The sequence below is a fragment of the Agromyces selenitireducens genome (genome assembly GCF_052748465.2).
Genome location: NZ_CM188259.1, coordinates 3,713,594 through 3,732,132, shown reverse-complemented (window position 1 = coordinate 3,732,132; position 18,539 = coordinate 3,713,594). Strand labels below are relative to the sequence as shown.

At 69.4% G+C, this 18,539-nt stretch carries 16 protein-coding genes and 1 tRNA gene; 12 read left to right on the top strand and 5 right to left on the bottom strand.

What is annotated here, in order from left to right; all coding sequences use genetic code 11:
- Positions 1–181: 181 nt before the first annotated feature.
- A tRNA-Gly gene (locus tag ACULK4_RS17540) sits at positions 182–255 on the bottom strand.
- 132 nt (positions 256–387) lie between these two features.
- Here ACULK4_RS17540 and dcd point away from each other — a divergent pair.
- The 4 genes from dcd to ACULK4_RS17520 all read left to right on the top strand — a co-directional run bounded on the left by dcd (position 388) and on the right by ACULK4_RS17520 (position 3,357).
- A complete protein-coding gene (gene dcd, locus ACULK4_RS17535) occupies positions 388–993 on the top strand; it encodes a dCTP deaminase (RefSeq protein ID WP_445963678.1) in 606 nt (201 codons plus the stop codon).
- A gap of 179 nt (positions 994–1,172) precedes the next feature.
- Positions 1,173–2,240, top strand: a complete 1,068-nt coding sequence (locus ACULK4_RS17530; RefSeq protein WP_445963677.1) for a glycosyltransferase — start codon at positions 1,173–1,175, stop codon at positions 2,238–2,240.
- Entirely contained in the window at positions 2,237–3,106 is an 870-nt protein-coding gene (locus ACULK4_RS17525) for a nucleotidyltransferase family protein (RefSeq protein ID WP_445963676.1), read from the top strand. The genes ACULK4_RS17530 and ACULK4_RS17525 overlap by 4 nt, the downstream gene beginning before the upstream one ends.
- A complete protein-coding gene (locus ACULK4_RS17520) occupies positions 3,103–3,357 on the top strand; it encodes a PqqD family protein (RefSeq protein WP_445963675.1) in 255 nt (84 codons plus the stop codon). Before ACULK4_RS17525 ends, ACULK4_RS17520 begins: the two co-directional genes overlap by 4 nt.
- Before the next feature lie 40 nt (positions 3,358–3,397).
- Here the strand turns inward: ACULK4_RS17520 and ACULK4_RS17515 are convergent, their stop codons facing one another.
- Complete coding sequence (locus ACULK4_RS17515) at positions 3,398–4,180, bottom strand: SDR family NAD(P)-dependent oxidoreductase (protein WP_445963674.1); 783 nt, start codon at positions 4,178–4,180, stop codon at positions 3,398–3,400.
- 111 nt (positions 4,181–4,291) lie between these two features.
- Positions 4,292–6,031 carry a 2-succinyl-5-enolpyruvyl-6-hydroxy-3-cyclohexene-1-carboxylic-acid synthase gene (gene menD, locus ACULK4_RS17510; protein WP_445963673.1) on the bottom strand — a complete coding sequence of 580 codons (1,740 nt, stop codon included), beginning with the start codon at positions 6,029–6,031 and terminating at the stop codon, positions 4,292–4,294.
- Positions 6,032–6,144: 113 nt separating this feature from the next.
- On the opposite strand from menD, the gene ACULK4_RS17505 reads away from it, so the two are divergent.
- The 4 genes from ACULK4_RS17505 to ACULK4_RS17490 all read left to right on the top strand — a co-directional run bounded on the left by ACULK4_RS17505 (position 6,145) and on the right by ACULK4_RS17490 (position 11,198).
- Positions 6,145–7,299 (top strand): polysaccharide pyruvyl transferase family protein, encoded by a 1,155-nt coding sequence (locus ACULK4_RS17505; protein ID WP_501043332.1) that lies wholly within the window; start codon positions 6,145–6,147, stop codon positions 7,297–7,299.
- 67 nt (positions 7,300–7,366) lie between these two features.
- Positions 7,367–9,235: an ATP-binding cassette domain-containing protein gene (locus tag ACULK4_RS17500; RefSeq protein WP_501043331.1), complete on the top strand. Its 1,869-nt coding sequence runs from the start codon at positions 7,367–7,369 to the stop codon at positions 9,233–9,235.
- A 44-nt stretch (positions 9,236–9,279) separates the two neighbouring features.
- A complete protein-coding gene (locus ACULK4_RS17495) occupies positions 9,280–10,272 on the top strand; it encodes a glycosyltransferase family 2 protein (protein ID WP_445963670.1) in 993 nt (330 codons plus the stop codon).
- Positions 10,269–11,198: a glycosyltransferase family 2 protein gene (locus tag ACULK4_RS17490; RefSeq protein ID WP_445963669.1), complete on the top strand. Its 930-nt coding sequence runs from the start codon at positions 10,269–10,271 to the stop codon at positions 11,196–11,198. Before ACULK4_RS17495 ends, ACULK4_RS17490 begins: the two co-directional genes overlap by 4 nt.
- Here ACULK4_RS17490 and ACULK4_RS17485 read toward each other — a convergent pair.
- Positions 11,147–12,193 (bottom strand): glycosyltransferase family 2 protein, encoded by a 1,047-nt coding sequence (locus ACULK4_RS17485; RefSeq protein WP_445963668.1) that lies wholly within the window; start codon positions 12,191–12,193, stop codon positions 11,147–11,149. The genes ACULK4_RS17490 and ACULK4_RS17485 overlap by 52 nt on opposite strands.
- A 98-nt stretch (positions 12,194–12,291) precedes the next feature.
- Here ACULK4_RS17485 and ACULK4_RS17480 point away from each other — a divergent pair, with 98 nt between their 5' ends.
- From ACULK4_RS17480 to ACULK4_RS17465, 4 genes are all read left to right on the top strand, one after another.
- Positions 12,292–13,674, top strand: a complete 1,383-nt coding sequence (locus tag ACULK4_RS17480) for an O-antigen ligase family protein (protein ID WP_445963667.1) — start codon at positions 12,292–12,294, stop codon at positions 13,672–13,674.
- Between the two features lie 119 nt (positions 13,675–13,793).
- The gene (locus ACULK4_RS17475; protein WP_445963666.1) at positions 13,794–15,347 is read left to right on the top strand and encodes a tyrosine-protein kinase domain-containing protein; all 1,554 of its coding nucleotides are present in this window, start codon (positions 13,794–13,796) and stop codon (positions 15,345–15,347) included.
- 3 nt (positions 15,348–15,350) lie between these two features.
- Positions 15,351–16,529, top strand: coding sequence for a glycosyltransferase family 4 protein (locus tag ACULK4_RS17470; protein ID WP_445963665.1), 1,179 nt, complete (start codon positions 15,351–15,353; stop codon positions 16,527–16,529).
- A gap of 44 nt (positions 16,530–16,573) precedes the next feature.
- On the top strand, positions 16,574–17,431 hold the full coding sequence (locus ACULK4_RS17465) for a polysaccharide pyruvyl transferase family protein (RefSeq protein WP_445963664.1): 858 nt from the start codon (positions 16,574–16,576) through the stop codon (positions 17,429–17,431).
- Positions 17,432–17,440: 9 nt separating this feature from the next.
- On the opposite strand, the gene ACULK4_RS17460 is transcribed toward ACULK4_RS17465, so the two are convergent.
- Positions 17,441–18,469, bottom strand: a complete 1,029-nt coding sequence (locus tag ACULK4_RS17460) for a glycosyltransferase family 4 protein (RefSeq protein ID WP_445963663.1) — start codon at positions 18,467–18,469, stop codon at positions 17,441–17,443.
- Positions 18,470–18,539 lie beyond the last annotated feature (70 nt).

The following is an 18,539-nucleotide window of genomic DNA, read 5'->3' as shown; positions in this document are numbered from 1 at the left end:
CTACGAGAGCAACTTTGCAATCGAGAGTCGCTGTTCCGTTGTCATGGAAATCCCTGATCAGCCCAGTGAGCGTATTCGAGACGTACGGGGTGTGGGCTGTTTCCGCGCGATACCCACCGACGGGTGGAGTTCCCCAATACTTGAGACTGCGGGAAAAGTCGCGTTGATCAGGGAATTTCCGTGGAGCCGATGACGGGAATCGAACCCGCGCTGTCTGCTTGGGAAGCAGAAGTTCTACCATTGAACTACATCGGCATGCGGCATCCGTCGACGCCGCGGTGACCATCGTAGCAAGGCGTGGGGTCTCGATACGCGTGCCAGAGGTCGCGGTCTCGATACGCTCCGCTACTCGACCACCGAGGGCGCACCGAGCCGTAGGCTGGCACCGTGCTTCTCTCGGATCGCGACATCAGGGCCGAAGTCGATCGCGAGCGCGTCCGCCTCGAGCCGTTCGACCCGGCGATGATCCAGCCGTCGTCGATCGACGTGCGCCTCGATCGCTACTTCCGGCTGTTCGACAACCACAAGTACCCGTTCATCGACCCGGCTGAGGACCAGCCCGAGCTCACGCACCTCATCGACGTGCGGCCCGACGAGCCGTTCATCCTGCACCCGGGCGAGTTCGTGCTCGCGTCGACCTTCGAGGCCGTCACGCTGCCCGACGACGTCGCCGCCCGGCTCGAGGGCAAGAGCTCGCTCGGGCGGCTCGGGCTGCTGACGCACTCGACCGCCGGCTTCATCGACCCCGGGTTCACGGGCCACGTCACGCTCGAGCTGTCGAACGTCGCGACACTGCCGATCAAGCTGTGGCCGGGCATGAAGATCGGCCAGCTCTGCTTCTTCCGCCTCTCGTCGGCATCGGAGCGGCCGTACGGCTCGGCCGAGTACTCGTCGCGCTACCAAGGCCAGCGAGGGCCGACCGCGTCGCGGTCGTTCCAGAACTTCAGCAGAGCGGATGTCGGCGTGACCGACGCCGGGTCGCAGGGCGGCTGAGCGCCCTCGAGACGCCCCCAGTTGTGGTGGCATCCCCCGACAATCCGCACGTGCCGTGACTCGGGCACTTCAGTCCCCCAAAACGCCGACATAGGATGCCGGTACGCGAGCCGTCCTCACTGTCGGAAACCCGGTCCGTCAGCAGGCGCACCCAGGGCTCGCAGGGAAGTGGAAGCGGCGTGCCCGAAATCGTCTTGGCCCATGACTACCTCGTCCAGTGCGGCGGGGCGGAGCGCGTCGTCGCGCACTGGGCGTCGGCGTTCGGGTCGCGGACCCTCTACACGCTCGCCTACTCGCCGCAGGGAACGTTCGACCAATTCCGCGACCTCGACGTGCATCCGAGTATCCACGGCTCGCTGACCGCCCAGGTCGAGCGGCTCCTCCCTGCGTTACCGGCGATCGCCGACCGCACGGTCGTCTCAGGCGGAGATGTCGCGCTCGTCTCGAGCAGCGGCTGGGCCCATCGCTTCGCGTACCAGATGCCCCACGTCGTCTACGTGCACAGTCCGGCGCGATGGCTGTACGCGGCATCCGACTACCGGATGCGGCTCAGCCCGATGCGTCGTGCCGGCCTCTGGGCGAGCACGCCGCTGCTGCGCCACGGCGATCGCGAGGCGATGCGGCGGGCAGCGTCCGTCATCGCGAACTCGGTGGTCACGCGCGACCGGATTCGCGAGGCGTACGGCCTCGACGCCGAGGTGGTGAACCCGCCGGTCGAGCCGGTCGCCGCGGAGGCCCGCGCGCCGCGGCATCCGCTGCCCGACGCCTTCACGCTCTGCGTCGCGCGCGACCGCGGCTACAAGAACATCGGCCTCGCGGTCGCCGCCTCGCGCGTCGCGGGACTGCCCGTCATCGTCGCAGGGTCCGGATCCGAGCAGCTCGACCGGCCCGAGGAGGGCGTGCATGGCCTCGGCCGCGTCACCGACGCCGAGCTCGCGTGGCTGTACCGTCACGCCGACGTGGTCATCGGGTCGGGGCGCGAGGACTTCGGCCTCACCATCATCGAGGCCGCGCTCGAGGGGACGCCTGCCGCGGTGGTGCCCGCCGGCGGCTACCTCGAGACGGTCAGCCCCGGCGTCAACGGCTTCCACGCCGGATCGGCGACGCCCGAGGACCTCGCCGTCGCGATCCGCGCCGCGCGCGAGCTCGACCCCGTCGCGAGCCGCACGTGGGCGCGCCGTTTCGGGCTCGACGCCCACGTGGGCAAGATGAGTAGAGTGCTGGAAGAGGTGGTGCAGCGGGCGTGAACGAGTCGCAGGTCAGCGTGCCGCTTCCGGTGCGCCTGCGGTTCGGTCACGCGGCGATCCAGCACGTCGCCGACGAGGTCGGGGCCGACATCCTCCACATCAAGGGGGCCGCCGCCGATCCGTCGCTGCGCCCCGGCGGGTACGCGGGAAGCGACGTCGATGTGCTCGTGCGACCGGCGCATGTCGCGCGGCTCGACGCGGCGATGCGACGGCACGGATGGCACCTCTACAGCACCTTCGAATACGGGTCGCCGTTCGGGCACGCGCAGACCTACCTCCACGAAGCGTGGGGGTACATCGACGTGCACCGCTTCTTCCCCGGCATCCGTCTGGAGCCGACCGCGGCGTTCGAGCTGTTCTGGGCCGACCGGCACACCGTCGAGATCGCGGCGGTCGGATGCCGGGTGCCGAGCGTTCCCGCCCAGGCGGTGCTGCTCGTGCTCAACGCGGCGCGCTCGACCAGCCGCGGACAGTCCGATGTCGCGACCGCCTGGCGGGAGGCCGGGGAGCAGCGTCGCGCCGAGATAGAGGCGCTCGTCGCCACCCTCGACGCACGGGTCGCCTTCGCCGCCGCCGCCGGCGGCCTCGAACAGTACCGTCACGAACGGGACTACCGGCTCTGGAAGATCGTCTCCGAGGGAGGCTCACGCTCGGCCGAGTGGTGGGCGCGCGTGCGCGCGGCGCCAGACCTGCGATCGGCGATCGGCGTCATCGCGCGGGCGCCGCGGGTGAACGTCGACCACCTCGCGCACCGCCTCGGCCGCGCGCCCACGCGCGGTGAGATCATCGCCGAGTTCTTCCGGCGCCCGGCCAAAGCGGTCCGTGAGGCGTGGCCCCGACGGCGTCGCGCAGGAGCGCGCGGATGAGCGGGCTGCGGCGTCCGAATGACGTCGGCACGCTCGAACTCGATGGCGTCGTCTACGCCGCGCCCCTTCCCTCAGGCCCGATCGTCGTGCTCGAAGGAGTTGCCGCGCTGATATGGGACGAGGCGTGCGCCGGTGATCGCGCGACGATCACCGAGCGGGTCGCCGAGGCGACGGATGTCGCGCCTGAGGCGATCCGGGCCGATGTCGAAGTGTTCGTGGCCGATCTGGTGGCGCGGGGGCTGCTGGAGTAGACGGAAGCCCTATCGCGACGGCGAGTGGGGCCTGAGGTGTTCACTCGTCGCCGCGGAGACCCAGTGAGCGGCCACCATCCACGGCCAGATCCTGACCGGTGATGAATCCCGCACGAGGGCCGGCGAGGAAGCCGACGGCTTCCGCGACGTCCTCCTCACGTCCGACGGCGCCGAGCACGTTCGTTCGCTTGAGGCGCTCGAGCTCAGGCTGCGTCTGGCGCCCACGAGGAACGATTCCCGGTGAGACCAGGTTGACCGTCACGCCGTACGGTCCGAGCTCGATCGCGGCCGACTTCATGTACCCGGCCAGTCCTGCCTTCGCCGCGCCGTAGTCCGCGAACCGCGCCTTGCCGGCGGTCCCGATGATCGAGCCGACGCTGATGATCCGACCCGAACGCTGCGCAACCATCTTCGGAGCGACCGCCCGCACACACGAGATAGCCGCTCTCAGGTTCACCGAGAGAATCCGATCCACAACCTCGAGCGACTGATCCCACACCGCAGCGTGTTCGCCGCGGGCGCTGCCGCCGGCACAGTTCACAAGGATGTCGACTCTCGGAAGCGAGGCGAAGAACTCGGCCACCGCCACGTCGTTCTCCAAATCGACCTCCGCAGCGTGTGCCGCGCCGCCATGATCGCGGATCTCCTTGGCGACCCGCTCGACCCGTTCCGTCGAGCGTCCGAGCACTTGCACGTCGGCACCGCTCATCGCGAGCCGGAAGGCGATTGCACGGCCGATCGCGCCACTCCCTCCCGTCACCACTGCCACGAGCCCCGTCAACTCGTCGGGCGCATCGAGGCGGACGACATACGGGCGGGCCATCTCGACCTGGACGGGACGCCGTCGAAGGCCGACTCTCTCCAGAGCTCGCCGCAATCGGGATCTCATCGCGTGCATGTGCCTCCTTCACTCGGATGCGAGCGCTCCTTGCGGCTACCTCAAGCCGACTCGTCGGAGCACCCTGCCGCCGAGGCGCCGGATCTTCCGGTAGCCGTCGAGCTTGACCTCTCCGCCGGCCAGGGCCGAATAGTACGCCTTGAGCTGTGCGATGTCCTCGACCTTGTCCGAGAAGACCTCCAGCATCTTCGGCCGGTGGTCGTCGAGCTCGGTCAACCAATCGATTCCCCGTGCGGCGGACCCGTGGGTGTCGGCCGCCGAGTACTCCATCCCCACCGATTCCACCCATCCACGCGGGCTCAGTGCGTGCTCCGCGCTGACGTGGCGACCCGCAACGACCGAGTAGTCCTGCGGCAACGGCACGTGCATGACCGCACCGCCTCCGTTGTTGAGCAGGAGGATCCGCAGGTTCGGGGGCAGATCTCGTATGGAGAGGGAATTCATGTCGTAGAAGAAGGTCAGGTCTCCGATGATCACGAAGGTCGGCCGCGGCCTCGTTGCCGCGTAGCCGATCGCCGTCGAGAGGCAGCCGTCGATGCCGTTGACGCCCCGATTGCAGAACACGTCGATCGACGAGTCGAGCCCGTGGAGCTGCGCCATCCTGATCGGTGCACTGTTGGCGATGTGGAGGGAGCTGCCATCGGGAAGTGATCGCATCAGGCGCCCGATCGTCGCAAGTTCGCCGTGGTCGACGGACGGCGCCGGAATCGTGCCCTGAATCTCCAACAGGCTCCTCGCGTAGTCGCGTCTGCTGATGCCCTCCCTGCCACGTGCGGCGAGCGCATCGAGGAAAGGCCCGGGGCGCATAGGGAAGACATCCGTGAGGGTCCGGAAGGGATCCGCGATCGCGCCATCCGGATGGACCCGCCAATGCTCGTGAGCCGCGCCGTTGAGAAGACCCTTCAGCTCGTCCTTGAACACGACGTTGCCTCCGAGCGTGATCACGACATCAGGCTTGACGTCGGGGTGCTTCGCCGCGGCCATGCGGAGGAACGCGAGGGGGTTCTCGATGCGCCCGTCGAAGTGCAGGTTCGCGAGGTGGTCGGCGATGACCGCCGCGTCGAAGGCCTCGGTGAACGCCGTGAGGGAGGCGAGCGTGCGGTCGTCCGGGCGTGCTCCCTGGCCCCAGACGAGCAGGATGCGCTTGCGCTCGAGACGCTCCGCGAGCGCGAGCCACTCCGGCGCCCCGGACTCCAGCCGATGGCGGGATATCACTCGCACGTCCGGAAGGTCCGGGACGGTGAAGGACACCCCGGTGTGGCTCTCGATGGGAACGTTGAGGTGCACCGGGCCCCCACCGCCGTCCCGGGCGGCGATGAGGGCTTCGTTGATCACCCGATTGCAGTACCAGCGGTCGCGCCCGTTGGCGATCGGGCGGAGGTCCCCTGCGAAACGGACACTGGCGCCGAAGAGACCCCTCTGGTCGATCATCTGGTCTTCCATCTGATCGAGGAAATCGGGGAGTCGGTCCGTCGTGATGGCCACCAGCGGAAGCTTCTGGGCTGCGGCCTCGGCGATCGCCGAACCGTAGTTGAGCGCCGCCGTCCCGGAGGTGCAGATCGTCGCGGCAGCCTCCCCTGTCGCCTGGATCAGGCCGAGCGCGAAGAATGCCGCCGATCGCTCGTCGACGACGGAGTGAAGTCTGAAGAACGGATCGTTCTCGAACGTCCGCGTGAAGGCGTAGTGGCGGCTGCCCGGAGAGATGACGATGTCCTTGACCCCGTGCGCCTTGAGCAGCGCCGTCAACTCCTGGACGAGCGGTTCACTTGCGTACATCTCTCGCCCACCTCATGTCCACGTCCTGCGTACGTCCGCGCCGATCCTGCAACCGGAGTTCGCAGGATACCGCCGAGGGCAACGAATCCCATTTGCCGAGATACCGTGATCGAGTGCCTCCCAGGGTCTTGATCACGACGTTGCCGCTCCACGCGAATTATGGCGGAATCCTGCAGGCCTATGCCTTGCAGCGCGTGGTGCGCGATCTCGGATACCGTCCCGTGACCGATACGTCGAGCCCCAAGCCACTGCTGAGGCGGCTGCGGTGGAGGCTGCTGCGCCATCCGTCCAGGTGGCTTCGCCGACTGTCCCCGGCACGAGCGGACCGGGACTGGAGGATCTCGATGCGCGTCACCGCGCCATTGCGGGCCTTCGTCGCGCGGAACATCGAGACGGGCTCGTTCCTGGAGGCCGCAGGAACGCCTCGCGGCCGGAACCGACTCGCCCGCCGCTTCCGCACCTTCGTCGTGGGAAGCGACCAGGTCTGGCGAGCCGCGTACGCGCACGTTCCAGGTCAGTTTCTGGAGGTCCTCGAGCCCATCCGGGGTGAACGACCGCGTCGCATCTCATTCGCGGCGTCGTTCGGCCTCGACGACCTCGCCGAGTACAGCGAGCACGATCGGACTCGCGCTGCCGAGCTGATCCATCGATTCGCTGCCGTGTCGGTGCGCGAAGCCAGTGGGGTCCGGATCTGCCGCGACGAGTTCGGCATCCATGCGGAGCGGCATATCGATCCCACGATGGTGCTGCATCCCGACCGATACCTCGAGCTCGTCGCGACATCGCGCGTCGCGCCGACCCCGGCGGCCGGGCGGATGGTCGTCTATCGTCTCGATGACAACGAGCACCTCGCATCGTCCGTTCGCGGGCTCAGCGAGCGACTCGGTCTGCGTTCGCTCGACCTGCTGCCCTCGGGACGTCCCGAGTCCTGGCGCGAGTACGCCCGGAACGCGGAGCACCATGATCTACCGTCGGTCGAGCAGTGGCTCGCCTGCTTCGCGTCGGCCGAGTTCGTGATCACCGACTCCTTCCATGGCTGCGCGTTCTCGATCCTGTTCAACCGCCCCTTCGTCGTCTTCGCCAATGAGAAGCGCGGCGCCAGCCGCTTCGAGTCGCTGCTCGGCGTGTTCGGGCTCGAGCACCATGTCGTCCCCCGCTCGCTCGATGCACTCGACGAGCGTGTCTTCGCTCCCGACTGGAACGCCGTGAATGCGGTGCTCGAGGAGGAACGCGAACGCGCGATCGCCTACCTTGAAGAGAATCTCTGACGCATCGGTGCACCCTTCGCGCGGCCGCTCGATAGCGACCCCGCATGCCCGGCGAACTCACGCGGTTATGATTCCGGGAGGCCCGCCCGCCCAGAGGTTCCGGGCGCATGCGGGGCGGAGGACAGCGATGGCACGTGCAAAACGCGAGCGACGCCTCAGCGATCAGCTGCGGATGATGCTCGTGATGGCCGACGCGGATCCGAGGCGGTGGGTCGTCGGGACGGTGGTGGCCTCACTCGTACTCGCCGCGCTCGACACCCTCGGCGTCGCCGCCATGGTGCCACTCACCCAACTCCTCACGGGAGACATGAGCAGCCCGTTCGTCGAGTGGTTCTCCGACTTGCTCGGCACATCGGAGCTGTCGACGCTCATCCCCGTCGCGGCCGGATTCATCACCCTGGTCTTCGTCGCCAAGAGCGCTGGGGCCATCTGGTTCCGCTGGTGGCTGCTCGGCAGGACCACGAGGATCTCGGCGCTCTCGTCGGCCGAACTGGCCCGACGCTATGCGCTCGCCCCGTACGCGGCCCACCGGACCCGACGCATGAGCGAGGTGTACCGCAACATCACGGACGCGACGAACCAGTCCGCCAGCGTGCTGCTCGGGGTCGTGAGCATCATGTCCGACGGCTTGGTGCTCATCGCGATCACGGCCGTCCTGGCGATCGCCTCCCCGGCGGTCACGCTGTTCGCCGTCATCATGTTCGGGATCCTCGTATTCGGCGTGCAGCTGCTCCTGCGGAGGAGGCAGTACCGCATCGGCGAGGAGATCGCGGCCGCCGGACTGGAGGCCTGGCAGTTCCTCCTTCCGGGGCTCGACGGCTTCCGGGAAGCTCGGCTGACCTCCAGCGCGAACGCCTTCGTCGACGGCTTCCGCAGTGCCCGGCTGCGCCGGGCGCGAGCTGCCCGCCAGATGGGAATCGTGTCGGACGCGCCGCGATACCTGCTGGAGATCGGCTTCGTGATCGCGATCCTCGGCATCTCGGTCATCCTGTTCACGACGGGGACACCCGCCGAGGCGCTCACCGTGCTCGGCGTCTTCGCTGCGGCCTCGCTGCGGGCGCTGCCGACGCTCAACCGCATATCCGCGAACCTGTCAACCGTCCGGACGGGTCACGCGGGCCTCGAGATCATGTCGCGCGTGGTCGACGAACTCGACGCCGGCGGACGACACGACGAGCGCCCGCGGAGCACCGAGCGCTTCTCCGGCGACATCATGCTCCGTGAGGTCCGCTTCAGGTATCCCGACTCGGAGCAGTACGTCCTCCGCGGCATCTCGCTTCGCATCGCCGAGAATCGTACGACCGCATTCGTCGGATCGAGCGGTGCCGGCAAGAGCACGCTGCTCGACCTCGTGCTCGGCCTGTTGGAACCCACGGAAGGACGCATCGAGGTCGGCGGGCGATCGATCGCCGACGACCTCGCATCGTGGTATTCCGAGTTGGGCGTAGTGCCGCAGGACGTGTTCCTCCTGAACGACAGCCTGACCGCGAACATCGCGTTCGGCGTGGCACGCGAGCAGGTCGATCGTGCCCGGGTGGAGCAGGTGATCGCCATGGCGCAGCTCCAGAACCTCGTCGCGGAGCTGCCCGACGGCCTCGAGTCCGTGGTCGGCGAGCGCGGTGTGCGGCTCTCCGGCGGGCAGCGGCAGCGCATCGGCCTGGCGAGGGCGCTCTACCGCAAGCCCAGCGTGCTGGTGCTGGACGAGGCGACATCCGCACTCGACAACGTGACCGAGCATGAGATCGCCGCGACGCTCGCAGGCCTCCAAGGCACCATGACGATCGTGATCGTCGCGCACCGGCTCTCGACCGTGCGGCATGCCGACACGCTCGTGTTCCTGAAGGACGGACACGTGGACGCCGAGGGAACCTTCTCCGAGGTCCGCGACCGGAGCGAGGACTTCGCCCGTCTCGTGGAGCTCGGCGAACTCGACTGACGTGCCGCGCCCATACTGGTACCTATCCCCGGAGGTCTGAAGCGATGGATGCCACGCCCCAGCGCCCGAGCGCGAGCGTCGTGATCGCCACGTATCGCCGTCCTGACCACGTACGTGAGTGCCTCGAGCACCTGGCACGTCAGACGGTGCCGCCGGCCCGCACCATCGTCGTGGATGCGTCGCCGGACACGCGCACCCGCGATGTGGTCGCTGAATTCGCGAACGTCGAGTACCGGCGCAACGAGAAGGGAATCGGCTCGACGGGGACGTCCCGGGCGATCGGTGTCGCCGACGTCGAAGAGGACGTCGTCGCCTTCATCGATGACGACGCATACGCCGAGCCCGAGTGGCTGGAGAACCTGCTGCGCCGGTACGCGGACGACGATCGCGTGGCCGCCGTGGGGGGGCGTGCGCGGAACGGGCAGCCCGGCGAGGAGGACGAGGGAATCGAGCGGGTCGGCTTGCTCCTCCCCGATGGGCGGCTCACCGGCTACTTCGCCGCTGACACCGGCGGCCCGGTCGAGGTCGATCACATGCTCGGTGCGAACATGTCCGTGCGGATGAGTGCCGTGCGCGAGCTCGGCGGCATCCGCGACTTCTATCCCGGGACGTGCCTGCGGGAGGAGACCGACATCGCCCTCCGTATGCGACGTGCCGGAATGAGGATCGTCTACACCCCCGACGCCGTCGTGCGCCATGTCGCGGGCGCATACGCGCGCGGGCGCCGCTTCGACGCACGCTACCGCTACTACGGCACCCGGAATCACGTCGTGCTGCTCGCGACGACGCTCGGCTACCGCGACCCCCACGTGCGCCGTTACCTGGCCACCGCGGTGTCCGGCGCCGGCCGCGACGTCGTCCGCGGCTTCAAGTCCGTGGCCGACCCCGATCGCCGCGGCCTCCGTGCGAAGGCCCGTGGCCTGCTCGGCGGATTCCGGCGTGCCGGAGTCGACCTCGTCGGCACGACGGCGGGCGTGTTCGCGAGCCTGCGGGCGACCGCGTCGATCAGGAAAGCCTCGCCGGAGACCGGCCCGTGAACACGGGCGTCGTCGACATCGTCGTGCCCACGAATCGCGTGAGCCGGTTCCTGCCCCTCGCGCTCGAGTCCGTTCGAGATCAGGACTACCACGACTGGCGCGTCATCATCGTCGACGACGGATCGGACGCACCCGGCGAGCTCGATCGGCTCGCACGGGAGCTCCCGAACGCCACGGTGATCCACCGCAGTCATGCCGGTGTCTCCGCCGCGCGCAATGCCGGCGTCATGGCCGGCGATGGGGAGTACCTGGCGTTCCTCGACGACGACGATGTCTGGCCGGTGAGTCGGCTCAGCGAACTGGTCGCCGCACTCCGCGCACATCCGGAGGCCAGCGCTGCGTTCGGAGACGGCCGATACATCGACGGCGATGGCCGCGTCTTCGGTCGATGGGCGACGAGGCCCGCGTCGCGGGAGGACTTCCTCAGCCGGGCGACGCCCATTCCCAGAATCGCCGCGCTGCTCGTACGTCGCACGGCGCTCGATCGCGTCGGGCTCTTCGACGAGCGGCTGGCGTACTCGGAGGACGATGAGCTCATCCTGCGGCTCCTGCGCGATGCGTCCATGGTGGGTACGACGACGGTGGTCGTCGACTATCGACGCCACGACCACAACGTGACGCTCGCGGACTGGCGAACGCGATACCGCTCGGGGCGCGCGGCCGTGGTGATGAACCTCGAGGCCGCTCGGCGCTCGGGAGAGGGCGAGCACGTGCCCCTGCTCGAACGATACGTCCGGCGGTTGGACGCGTCGACCGCCGGAAGCAGCGTCGGGCGGGTCATCGGCGACATCAAGTCGCGGCGCTTCCGTCAGGCGTGGGCCGACGTGCGGGATTCGTCCCGTATCTCGTTCGCGGGATTCGTCCGCGGCGGCGCTCAGGCCGTCGTGTCGCGGATCCGCTCGCGCCTGACCCGTTCGCGGGCCTGAGTCGTCACGCGTCGGACGGGACGGGAGCTCCTCCTGAGCCAGGTCGGAGCGGCCGCACGCAGTCGGTCGCTCCGTCGGGGCAGGATGTCGCGAGCGATCACGAGCGCCTCCCGGTAGGAGTGGAAGTCCCGTGCGCGCCAGCAGGCACGCAACGCCCATCCGAGCACGTGACGGTAGTTGCGTCGATACGCATCGAGCGGGCGATGCGGCGGGGTGGGCAGTCCGCTCGGCTCCCAGAACGATCGGATGGCTCGGAGCGCGGTGAGTCCCTTGATCGGGGATCCCGTGCGGGTGATGGTGGCCGGGTGATCACGGAAGAACGCGAGCCGCTCCGGGAGGAGCCGCCACTCCGTCAGTCGCGCGACGTTCACGTACATCGCCCAGTCCTGTGCCGTGACCATGCCGCGCGGGAACCCTCCGGCGCGCTCGAGCAGGTCGAGCCGCACAGCGGTCGTGCTCATGGACCCGCGCATCCGCTCGAGCAGGAGGTCGAAGCTGCGGCCCTCGATCTCGAGGTAGGACAGATCTTTGGTCGGCACCGCGGTGCGTATCGCCTCGAGGCACTCGTCGAGCGTTCTTGCGGAGAACTCGTCCTCGGGCCCGGCATCTGCAGCGAAGCTCCAATACTCGGCATTCATGGCCCCGATGGATGGCGACGCGAGCACCTCGGCCTCGACGCGGGCGAGGTAGTCCGGGTGCAGAAGGTCGTCGTCGTCCAGGAAGCAGACCCAGTCCGTTCCTGCGGCTGCGGTGCCGGCGTTCCTCGCGGCGGCGACGCCGGCTTGTTCGATCGGCCGGATCTCGACCGGCATGCCGGCGAGTGCCTCGATCGCCGGATCATCGAGGCCATCCGGCACGACGACGATCCGGTCGAATGGGCGGGACTGCCGAAGCGCGCTGTCCAGCGCCTGGGACACGAACTCAGGGCGCCGATGGGTCGGGATGACGAGCGCGAAGGTCCGTGAGGTCGGTCGCTCACGCCGATCGTGGGGCATGGGAGCATGCTACTTGTCTGCGAGGTGGCGTCTTCGCGCCGTTCAGCTCTGGGTCGCCACCTGCGATACTTGACCGAAATCACCGCAAGGGATCGCGAATGACCTCCTCCAGCACGCGTCGGGAGATCTGGCGCGAGCGCGTCGCCGACTGGTGGGCGGGCGCATGGCGTTGGGTACTCGTGGCCTTCGGCGCAGTGGCCGTCACCTACCTCGTACTCGAGCGTGGTTTCGTCGGCGGTGCGACGTTCGCGATCGTCATCGCCGCGTTCGTCGTCGCGGCTTCGCTCACCAAGTCGAAGCCGCTCGCCATCGCACTCTTCGCCATGCCGGGCCTGTTGGTCGCGCAGCGCATCGGTCTGGGCGGCGGCGACCTCTCGGTGTCCGATGCCGCGTTGGCGGCCGCGTTCGGCACGGCCCTGCTCCTCGGCCAACGGCCCTACAGCCCGCCGCTTCGCCGGTTGCTGCTGCTCAACCTCGTGTACCAGTTCGCGACGTTGTTCACCGTGATCGTCAATCCGTACCCTCTGAACACCGTCGAGTGGTTCCACGCCTGGCTGCTGGTCTCGGGTGCGCTCATCGTCGGGTGGGCGCTCGGCGCCGCGGGGTACGCGCGGCTCGCCCTCTCGCTCATCGTGCTGACGGCGACCGTCTTCGCCCTGGCGACCGTCGCCCAGGCCGCGATGCAGTACCTGGGCGGGGACTTCGGGCCGGCGACCCCGAGTTGGCCGTTCGCGATGCACAAGAATTTCATCGGAACGGTCCTCGCATTCGGCGCGGTCATCGTCTACATCAATCCCGACTGGGTGGGGTGGAAGCGGAACTGGGCGTGGCTCGCCTTCGCCCTCATGGTGGCCGGAATCCTCGTGGCCCAGTCACGGCAGGCGATCATCGGCCTGCTGGCCGCCATCGTCGTCGCCGTGATCCGGCGGAAGACCACCGGGCGCTCCCGATGGATGTTCCTGCTGTTGATTCCGGCTGCGTGGCTCGTCGTCAGCATGGTGATCGAGCAGATCGAATCCCAGAACCGGCACAACTCCGTGTTCCAGCGGGTCGAGTGGTTCCGCGAGGTCTACCACTTCTGGCGCGAGTCGCCGATCTTCGGGCATGGCCTCCGCTACTGGTACAACCCGGGCGGGTTGCGATACCAGCCGCCCCAGGCGGAGTTGGAAGTGATCGCCTCCGCAGGCGTCGTCGGCCTGGTCGGCTTCCTCGTGATGTGGGTCGGCGTGCTCGTGGTCCTCTGGCGGGTGGACCCGCGCTTCGGCACGCTCGCCGTCGCGATCCTGCTGTGCCGCCTCGTGCAGTCGCAGTTCGACCTCTTCTGGGTGGCCGTACAGGTGTCGGTCCCGTTCGTCGTCGCCGGCATCTGCCTCGGCGCGATGGACCACGAGCGCAGATCGAAGAAACCCCCGGAAGAGGCGCTCGCTGCGCCACGTCAACGGCTCGTGGCGTCCGATGGCATCACTGGGGCCCGCCGTTAGCGCTCGCCCGGGCGGCGCACCCCCAGCGCGAGGTCGGATACCCTTGGCGTTACCATTGACCCTACTCATGGATGGGTCCGCCGCGCCGCGGTGACGCCCCGGACGACCCCGGAGGTTGCATGGAGCTCCGCGACTACCTGCGCGGACTGCGCAGGCATTGGTTCGCCATCCTCTTGATGACGCTCGTCGGCGTCGGAGCAGGATACGGCTGGACCCTGCTGCAGACGCCGGTCTACGTGGCCGGTGCGAGCGGGTACGTCTCCTCCACGGGGGTGGAGGACCTCGGTACCTCCACGCTCGGCGACTCACTCGCCCGGTCGAAGGTTCCGACCTACCTCGAGATCGCCGGATGGCGCACCGTCGCCGAGCACACCATCGAGGAGCTCGACCTGACCACGAGGCCCGAGGACCTCGTGCAGCGCATCGAGGTCTCGAACCCCGACGGCACGACGATCATCAAGGTCAGTGCGGAAGGCTCGAGCCCCGACGAGGCCCGCGCGCTCGCCGAGGCCTGGATCGACGGGATGAAGACGGAGGTCGACAAGGTCGACGGCGACGGCACCCCCGGCTCGGCCCCGGTCACGATCCTGCCCGGCGACGAAGCGTCGCTGCCGAACGCGCCGAGCTTCCCCGACGTGCAGACGGCGGTGATCGTCGGCGGCATCTTCGGCCTCGGCTTCGGCATCGCCTTCGCCCTGATTCGAACGGTGTCCGACCGGCGCATCCGTGCGGCCGAGGATGTGGAGTCGCGCACCGGAGTCGCCGTGGTCGGGACCATCCCGATCGTGCCGGGGCTCGACGACGAGACCAGGCTCGTCGACCCCGCGACGTCCGCTTCCAGCGGCAAGGGCGGTACGTTCGCCGTCGCGGAGGCGTTGCGAGCCCTGCGCACCAACCTGCAGTTCATGGACGTCGACCACCCGCCGAAGACGATCGTCGTCACCAGCCCGCTCCCGGGCGACGGCAAGTCGACCGTCGCGTGCAACCTCGCCCTCACCCTCGCCGCCACGGGGACCACCGTCGTGCTCGTCGACGGCGACCTGCGCCGCTCGACGGTCGCGAAGACGATGGGACTTCCCGGCGGAGCCGGACTCAGCGACGTGCTGGCGGGGCGGGCCTCGCTCGCCGAAGTCCTGCAGCGCACGCCCAAGTCGAACAACCTGCTCGTCCTCGCGGCCGGAAGCGTTCCGCCCAACCCGAGCGAGGTCCTCGGGTCGGAGCGGATGCACACCCTGCTCGCAGACCTGACCAAGCACGCCACGGTGATCATCGACGCCCCGCCGCTCCTTCCGGTGACGGATGGCGCGGTGCTCACGCACCAGGCCGATGGCGCGCTCATCGTCGTCACGCTCCGCAAGACCACGTTCGACCTGCTCGACAAGGCGCTCGACACCCTGCGCAAGGCACGCGGGCGCCCGCTCGGGATCGTGCTCAACCGGGCACCGCTCCGTGGTGCTGACGCTGCCGCCTACTCGTACGAGTACCGGCGGGACTACACGCCCTCCTCGACCGTCCCCGCCACGGAGGTCACCCCGGCGGCGGCCCCGACATCCGCGAAGGCGCCTCGCGACGCCGAGGGGGCAGACGTTCCATCGGTCGAGGATTCCGCTCCCGCGTCGGCTCCGGCCCCGGCTTCGGCGACGGCATCCCGCCGCGCCGGGCGGCACAACTGACGCGTGGATCAGGGCACGCCGGGCGAGCGGCCGCGCGTCGCGCTCGTGAGCTCCTCGTACGCCCCGTACACGGGCGGCGTCGAGGAGCACGTGCGCCGGGTCGCCCATGAACTGCGCGACAGCGGCCTCGACGTCGAAGTGTGGACCGTCGATCGCGGTGAGTCCCTCGGCGTCCTCGATGACGACGGCGTGACCGTCCGGTACCTGCCGACACCGCTCCCGGCCGCGTCGCCCGGGGCCGCGTACCGATTCCTGCGTGCGGCGCGCCCAGCGTGGCGGCAATGGGCCGGCGCCCGCCGGAAATTCGCGCCCGACCTCCTGCACGTGCACTGCTTCGGCCCGAACGGCGCCTACGCGCTCGCGATGCACCGGCGATTCCGCATCCCGCTCATCGTCACGTCGCACGGTGAGGTCGTCGGCGACGATCACGCAGTGTTCGCGCGCTCGAGGACGCTCCGCACCGCGCTGCGGCGCGCCCTCGCTTCAGCAGCCGTGGTCACCGCCCCCTCCGAGTTCGTCCTCGACGACCTTCGCCGTAATCACGGCCTCGTCGGCGGGACGGTCGTGCCCAACGGGGTCGCGCTCGACCTACGTGACGATGCCTCGGACGGGCGCCGGGCGCCCACAGGTCGATACCTGCTCGGGGTCGGTCGCCTCGGGCGCATGAAGGGATTCGACCTCCTGATCGACGCCTTCGCACGCGCTGAGCTCCCGAGCGACATCCGTCTGGTCATCGTGGGCGACGGCCCGGAGCGCGATCGGCTGCGGGAAGCGGTGGCTCGACTCAGCCTGGGCGATCGCGTCCGGTTCACGGGGAGGCTGGACGCCGAGGGCGTCGCCCATGCCATGTCGAACGCCCTCGCCGTGGTCGTGCCGAGCCGCGTCGAGGCCTTCGGCATCGTGGCGCTCGAGGCGTGGCGGAGCGGCACGGCGCTCGTCATGACGAATCGAGGCGGCGCACCGGGCTTCGTACGTGACGGCGTCGATGGCATCCTCGTCGATCCGGAGGATCGCGGCGCGCTCGCCGGAGCGCTCGCGCGCGTCAGCTCGGACGAGGTGCTGCGATCGCGCCTCGGCGCCGCCGGACGATCGCGGGTCGGCGAGTTCACGTGGGCGCGGGTGGCCCGCGCGTACGAGGAGCTGTACGCCGCGGCATCCGCTCGGGGTTCGGGGAGGCGATGAACTACTCCAATCCCGCCGTCCGTCGTCTTCGCCAGCTTCGCCGCGTGGCGATTGCGAGCACTCGCCCGCAGATGTGGCGCGGCGGTGTCGTCGTGCCCGCGCACTGGTGGGACGGTCACCCGAACTTCGGCGACGACCTCACGCCGTGGCTGCTGCCGCACTACGGCGTGCTTCCGATCCACCGAGTCGCCTCGCGGGCGCGGCTCGCCGGCGTCGGCAGCATCCTCGAATTCCTGCCCGCCGACTGGAGCGGCGTCGTGTGGGGCAGCGGCCTCATGCACGGCCGGCCTCACCCGCTGCAGCGCGCGCGGTTCCTCGCGGTGCGTGGCCACCTCACGCGCGAGCTCGTCGGCGCCCCCGACGATGTCGCGCTCGGCGACCCGGGAATCCTCGTCGGGCGCCTGCGTCCGCGACCCGAACGGCGGTGGGATGTCGCGCTCGTGCCGCATGGTCACCACCGATCGCACGAGCTGTTCCTGTCACTGGCGAAGGCTGCGGGCCATCGGGTTCGGGTCGTGAACGTGCACCAGTCGGCCCAGCGCGTGGTGCGAGAGATCGGTGCGAGCGCTGCCGTCATCACCACCTCCCTGCACGGTCTCGTCACAGCGGACGCGTACGGGATCCCTGCCGCCTGGACCATGCTCGAGCCGCCGCTCACCGGCGGCGCGTTCAAGTTCCACGACTACGAGTCGGTCATCACGCCCGGTGCGACGCGGTTCGTGGCGTTCGATCCGCGGATGCCGCTCGACGAACTCGTCGCGCAGGCCGGCGCGGCCCCACGGGCGACGGTCGAGGCGACCGTCGATGCGCTCGAAGCGTCGGCGGCGCGGCTGCCCGAGGCGATCGGCGAAGTCGGGCGATTCCCCATCGACGTTCCCCGCCTGCTCGCGGATCGGCGCTGAGGCCGGCGATCAGGCCAACGAGGACCAGACGCGGGCGTGCCCCTCGGCGGACCGTTCCCAGGTGAAGCCCGCAGCGCGCTCGCGCGCGCGAGGCACGAGCGCGCTCGCGACGTCGTCGCGGGTCGCCTCGAGGAGGCCGCCGGCGATGCCGGGGCCCGTCGGGTCGACGAGGATGCCGGTGTCGCCCACAACCTCGGGCAGCGAACTCGTCGCCGCCGCCACGACCGGGACGTTCGCCGCCATCGCCTCGAGCGCGGGAAGTCCGAACCCCTCGTAGAGCGACGGCACGACGACGGCACGCGCGCCCGCTACCAGGCCGGGCATGATGTCGTCGGGCAGGCGTCCCGTCAGCACGACGTCGGGCATGCCCCCGAACAGCTCGGTGCGGCGAGGATGCGGGGGGCCGGCGAGCACGAGGCTGAGTCCGGGCCGCTCCCGGTGCACTCGCGGCCACGCCTCGGCGAGCGCCTCGAGGTTCTTGCGGCGCGATGCCCCGCCGGCGTGCAGGACGTACTCGTCCGGCAGGCCGACCGACCGACGGAGGTCGCCGGCCAGCGGCTCCGCGTCGAAGAACCGATCCTCGACGCCGTTGTGCACCACGTGCGGCTCGCGGATCCCCAGCAGCTCCACGGCCTCTCGGGCGCTGAACTCGGAGACGCAGATGACCGCCGCAGCGCGCTGAGCCTCCTCGACGGCCGCGGGTACGGGGGCCGATTCATCCGGGAAGCGCCACGCCACGACATCGTGGATGGTGATGACGTCGGCACCCGGGGATGGCGGGAGCTCGAGGTTCATCCGGTGCACCACCGCACTGCGACCGTAGAGCAGGCGTCCGACCGCGCGGCGAGCCGTCGGTGACGCTGACGAGAGGCGTCCGACCGGCAGCCGGCGGTCGCCCGGAAGGTCGGATCGCATCGAGCGGACGACGAGACGACGGACCTGCCAGGCGCGATCGTCGACCGCGCGCAACCCCGAAGACGCGCGTGTCGCAATCTGCTCCTGGTACAGCTGCGCGCCCATCGGGTTCGCCGTGGCCATCGTGGCGATGGTCAGTCGCGGATTCGCAGATCCGGGCACGACGCCCTCACCTCCGACCTGATCCTGCGGC

What these genes read in the sequence shown, in the direction of transcription:
- menD (WP_445963673.1), bottom strand. Translation starts at nt 6,031, where the DNA reads ATGTACGCAAGTGAACCGCTCGTCCAGGAGTTGACGGCGCTGCTCAAG.
- ACULK4_RS17515 (WP_445963674.1), bottom strand. Translation starts at nt 4,180, where the DNA reads ATGGCCCGCCCGTATGTCGTCCGCCTCGATGCGCCCGACGAGTTGACG.
- ACULK4_RS17500 (WP_501043331.1), top strand. Translation starts at nt 7,367, where the DNA reads ATGATTCCGGGAGGCCCGCCCGCCCAGAGGTTCCGGGCGCATGCGGGG.
- ACULK4_RS17495 (WP_445963670.1), top strand. Translation starts at nt 9,280, where the DNA reads ATGGATGCCACGCCCCAGCGCCCGAGCGCGAGCGTCGTGATCGCCACG.
- ACULK4_RS17460 (WP_445963663.1), bottom strand. Translation starts at nt 18,469, where the DNA reads ATGGCCACGGCGAACCCGATGGGCGCGCAGCTGTACCAGGAGCAGATT.
- ACULK4_RS17475 (WP_445963666.1), top strand. Translation starts at nt 13,794, where the DNA reads ATGGAGCTCCGCGACTACCTGCGCGGACTGCGCAGGCATTGGTTCGCC.
- ACULK4_RS17485 (WP_445963668.1), bottom strand. Translation starts at nt 12,193, where the DNA reads ATGCCCCACGATCGGCGTGAGCGACCGACCTCACGGACCTTCGCGCTC.
- ACULK4_RS17480 (WP_445963667.1), top strand. Translation starts at nt 12,292, where the DNA reads ATGACCTCCTCCAGCACGCGTCGGGAGATCTGGCGCGAGCGCGTCGCC.
- ACULK4_RS17520 (WP_445963675.1), top strand. Translation starts at nt 3,103, where the DNA reads ATGAGCGGGCTGCGGCGTCCGAATGACGTCGGCACGCTCGAACTCGAT.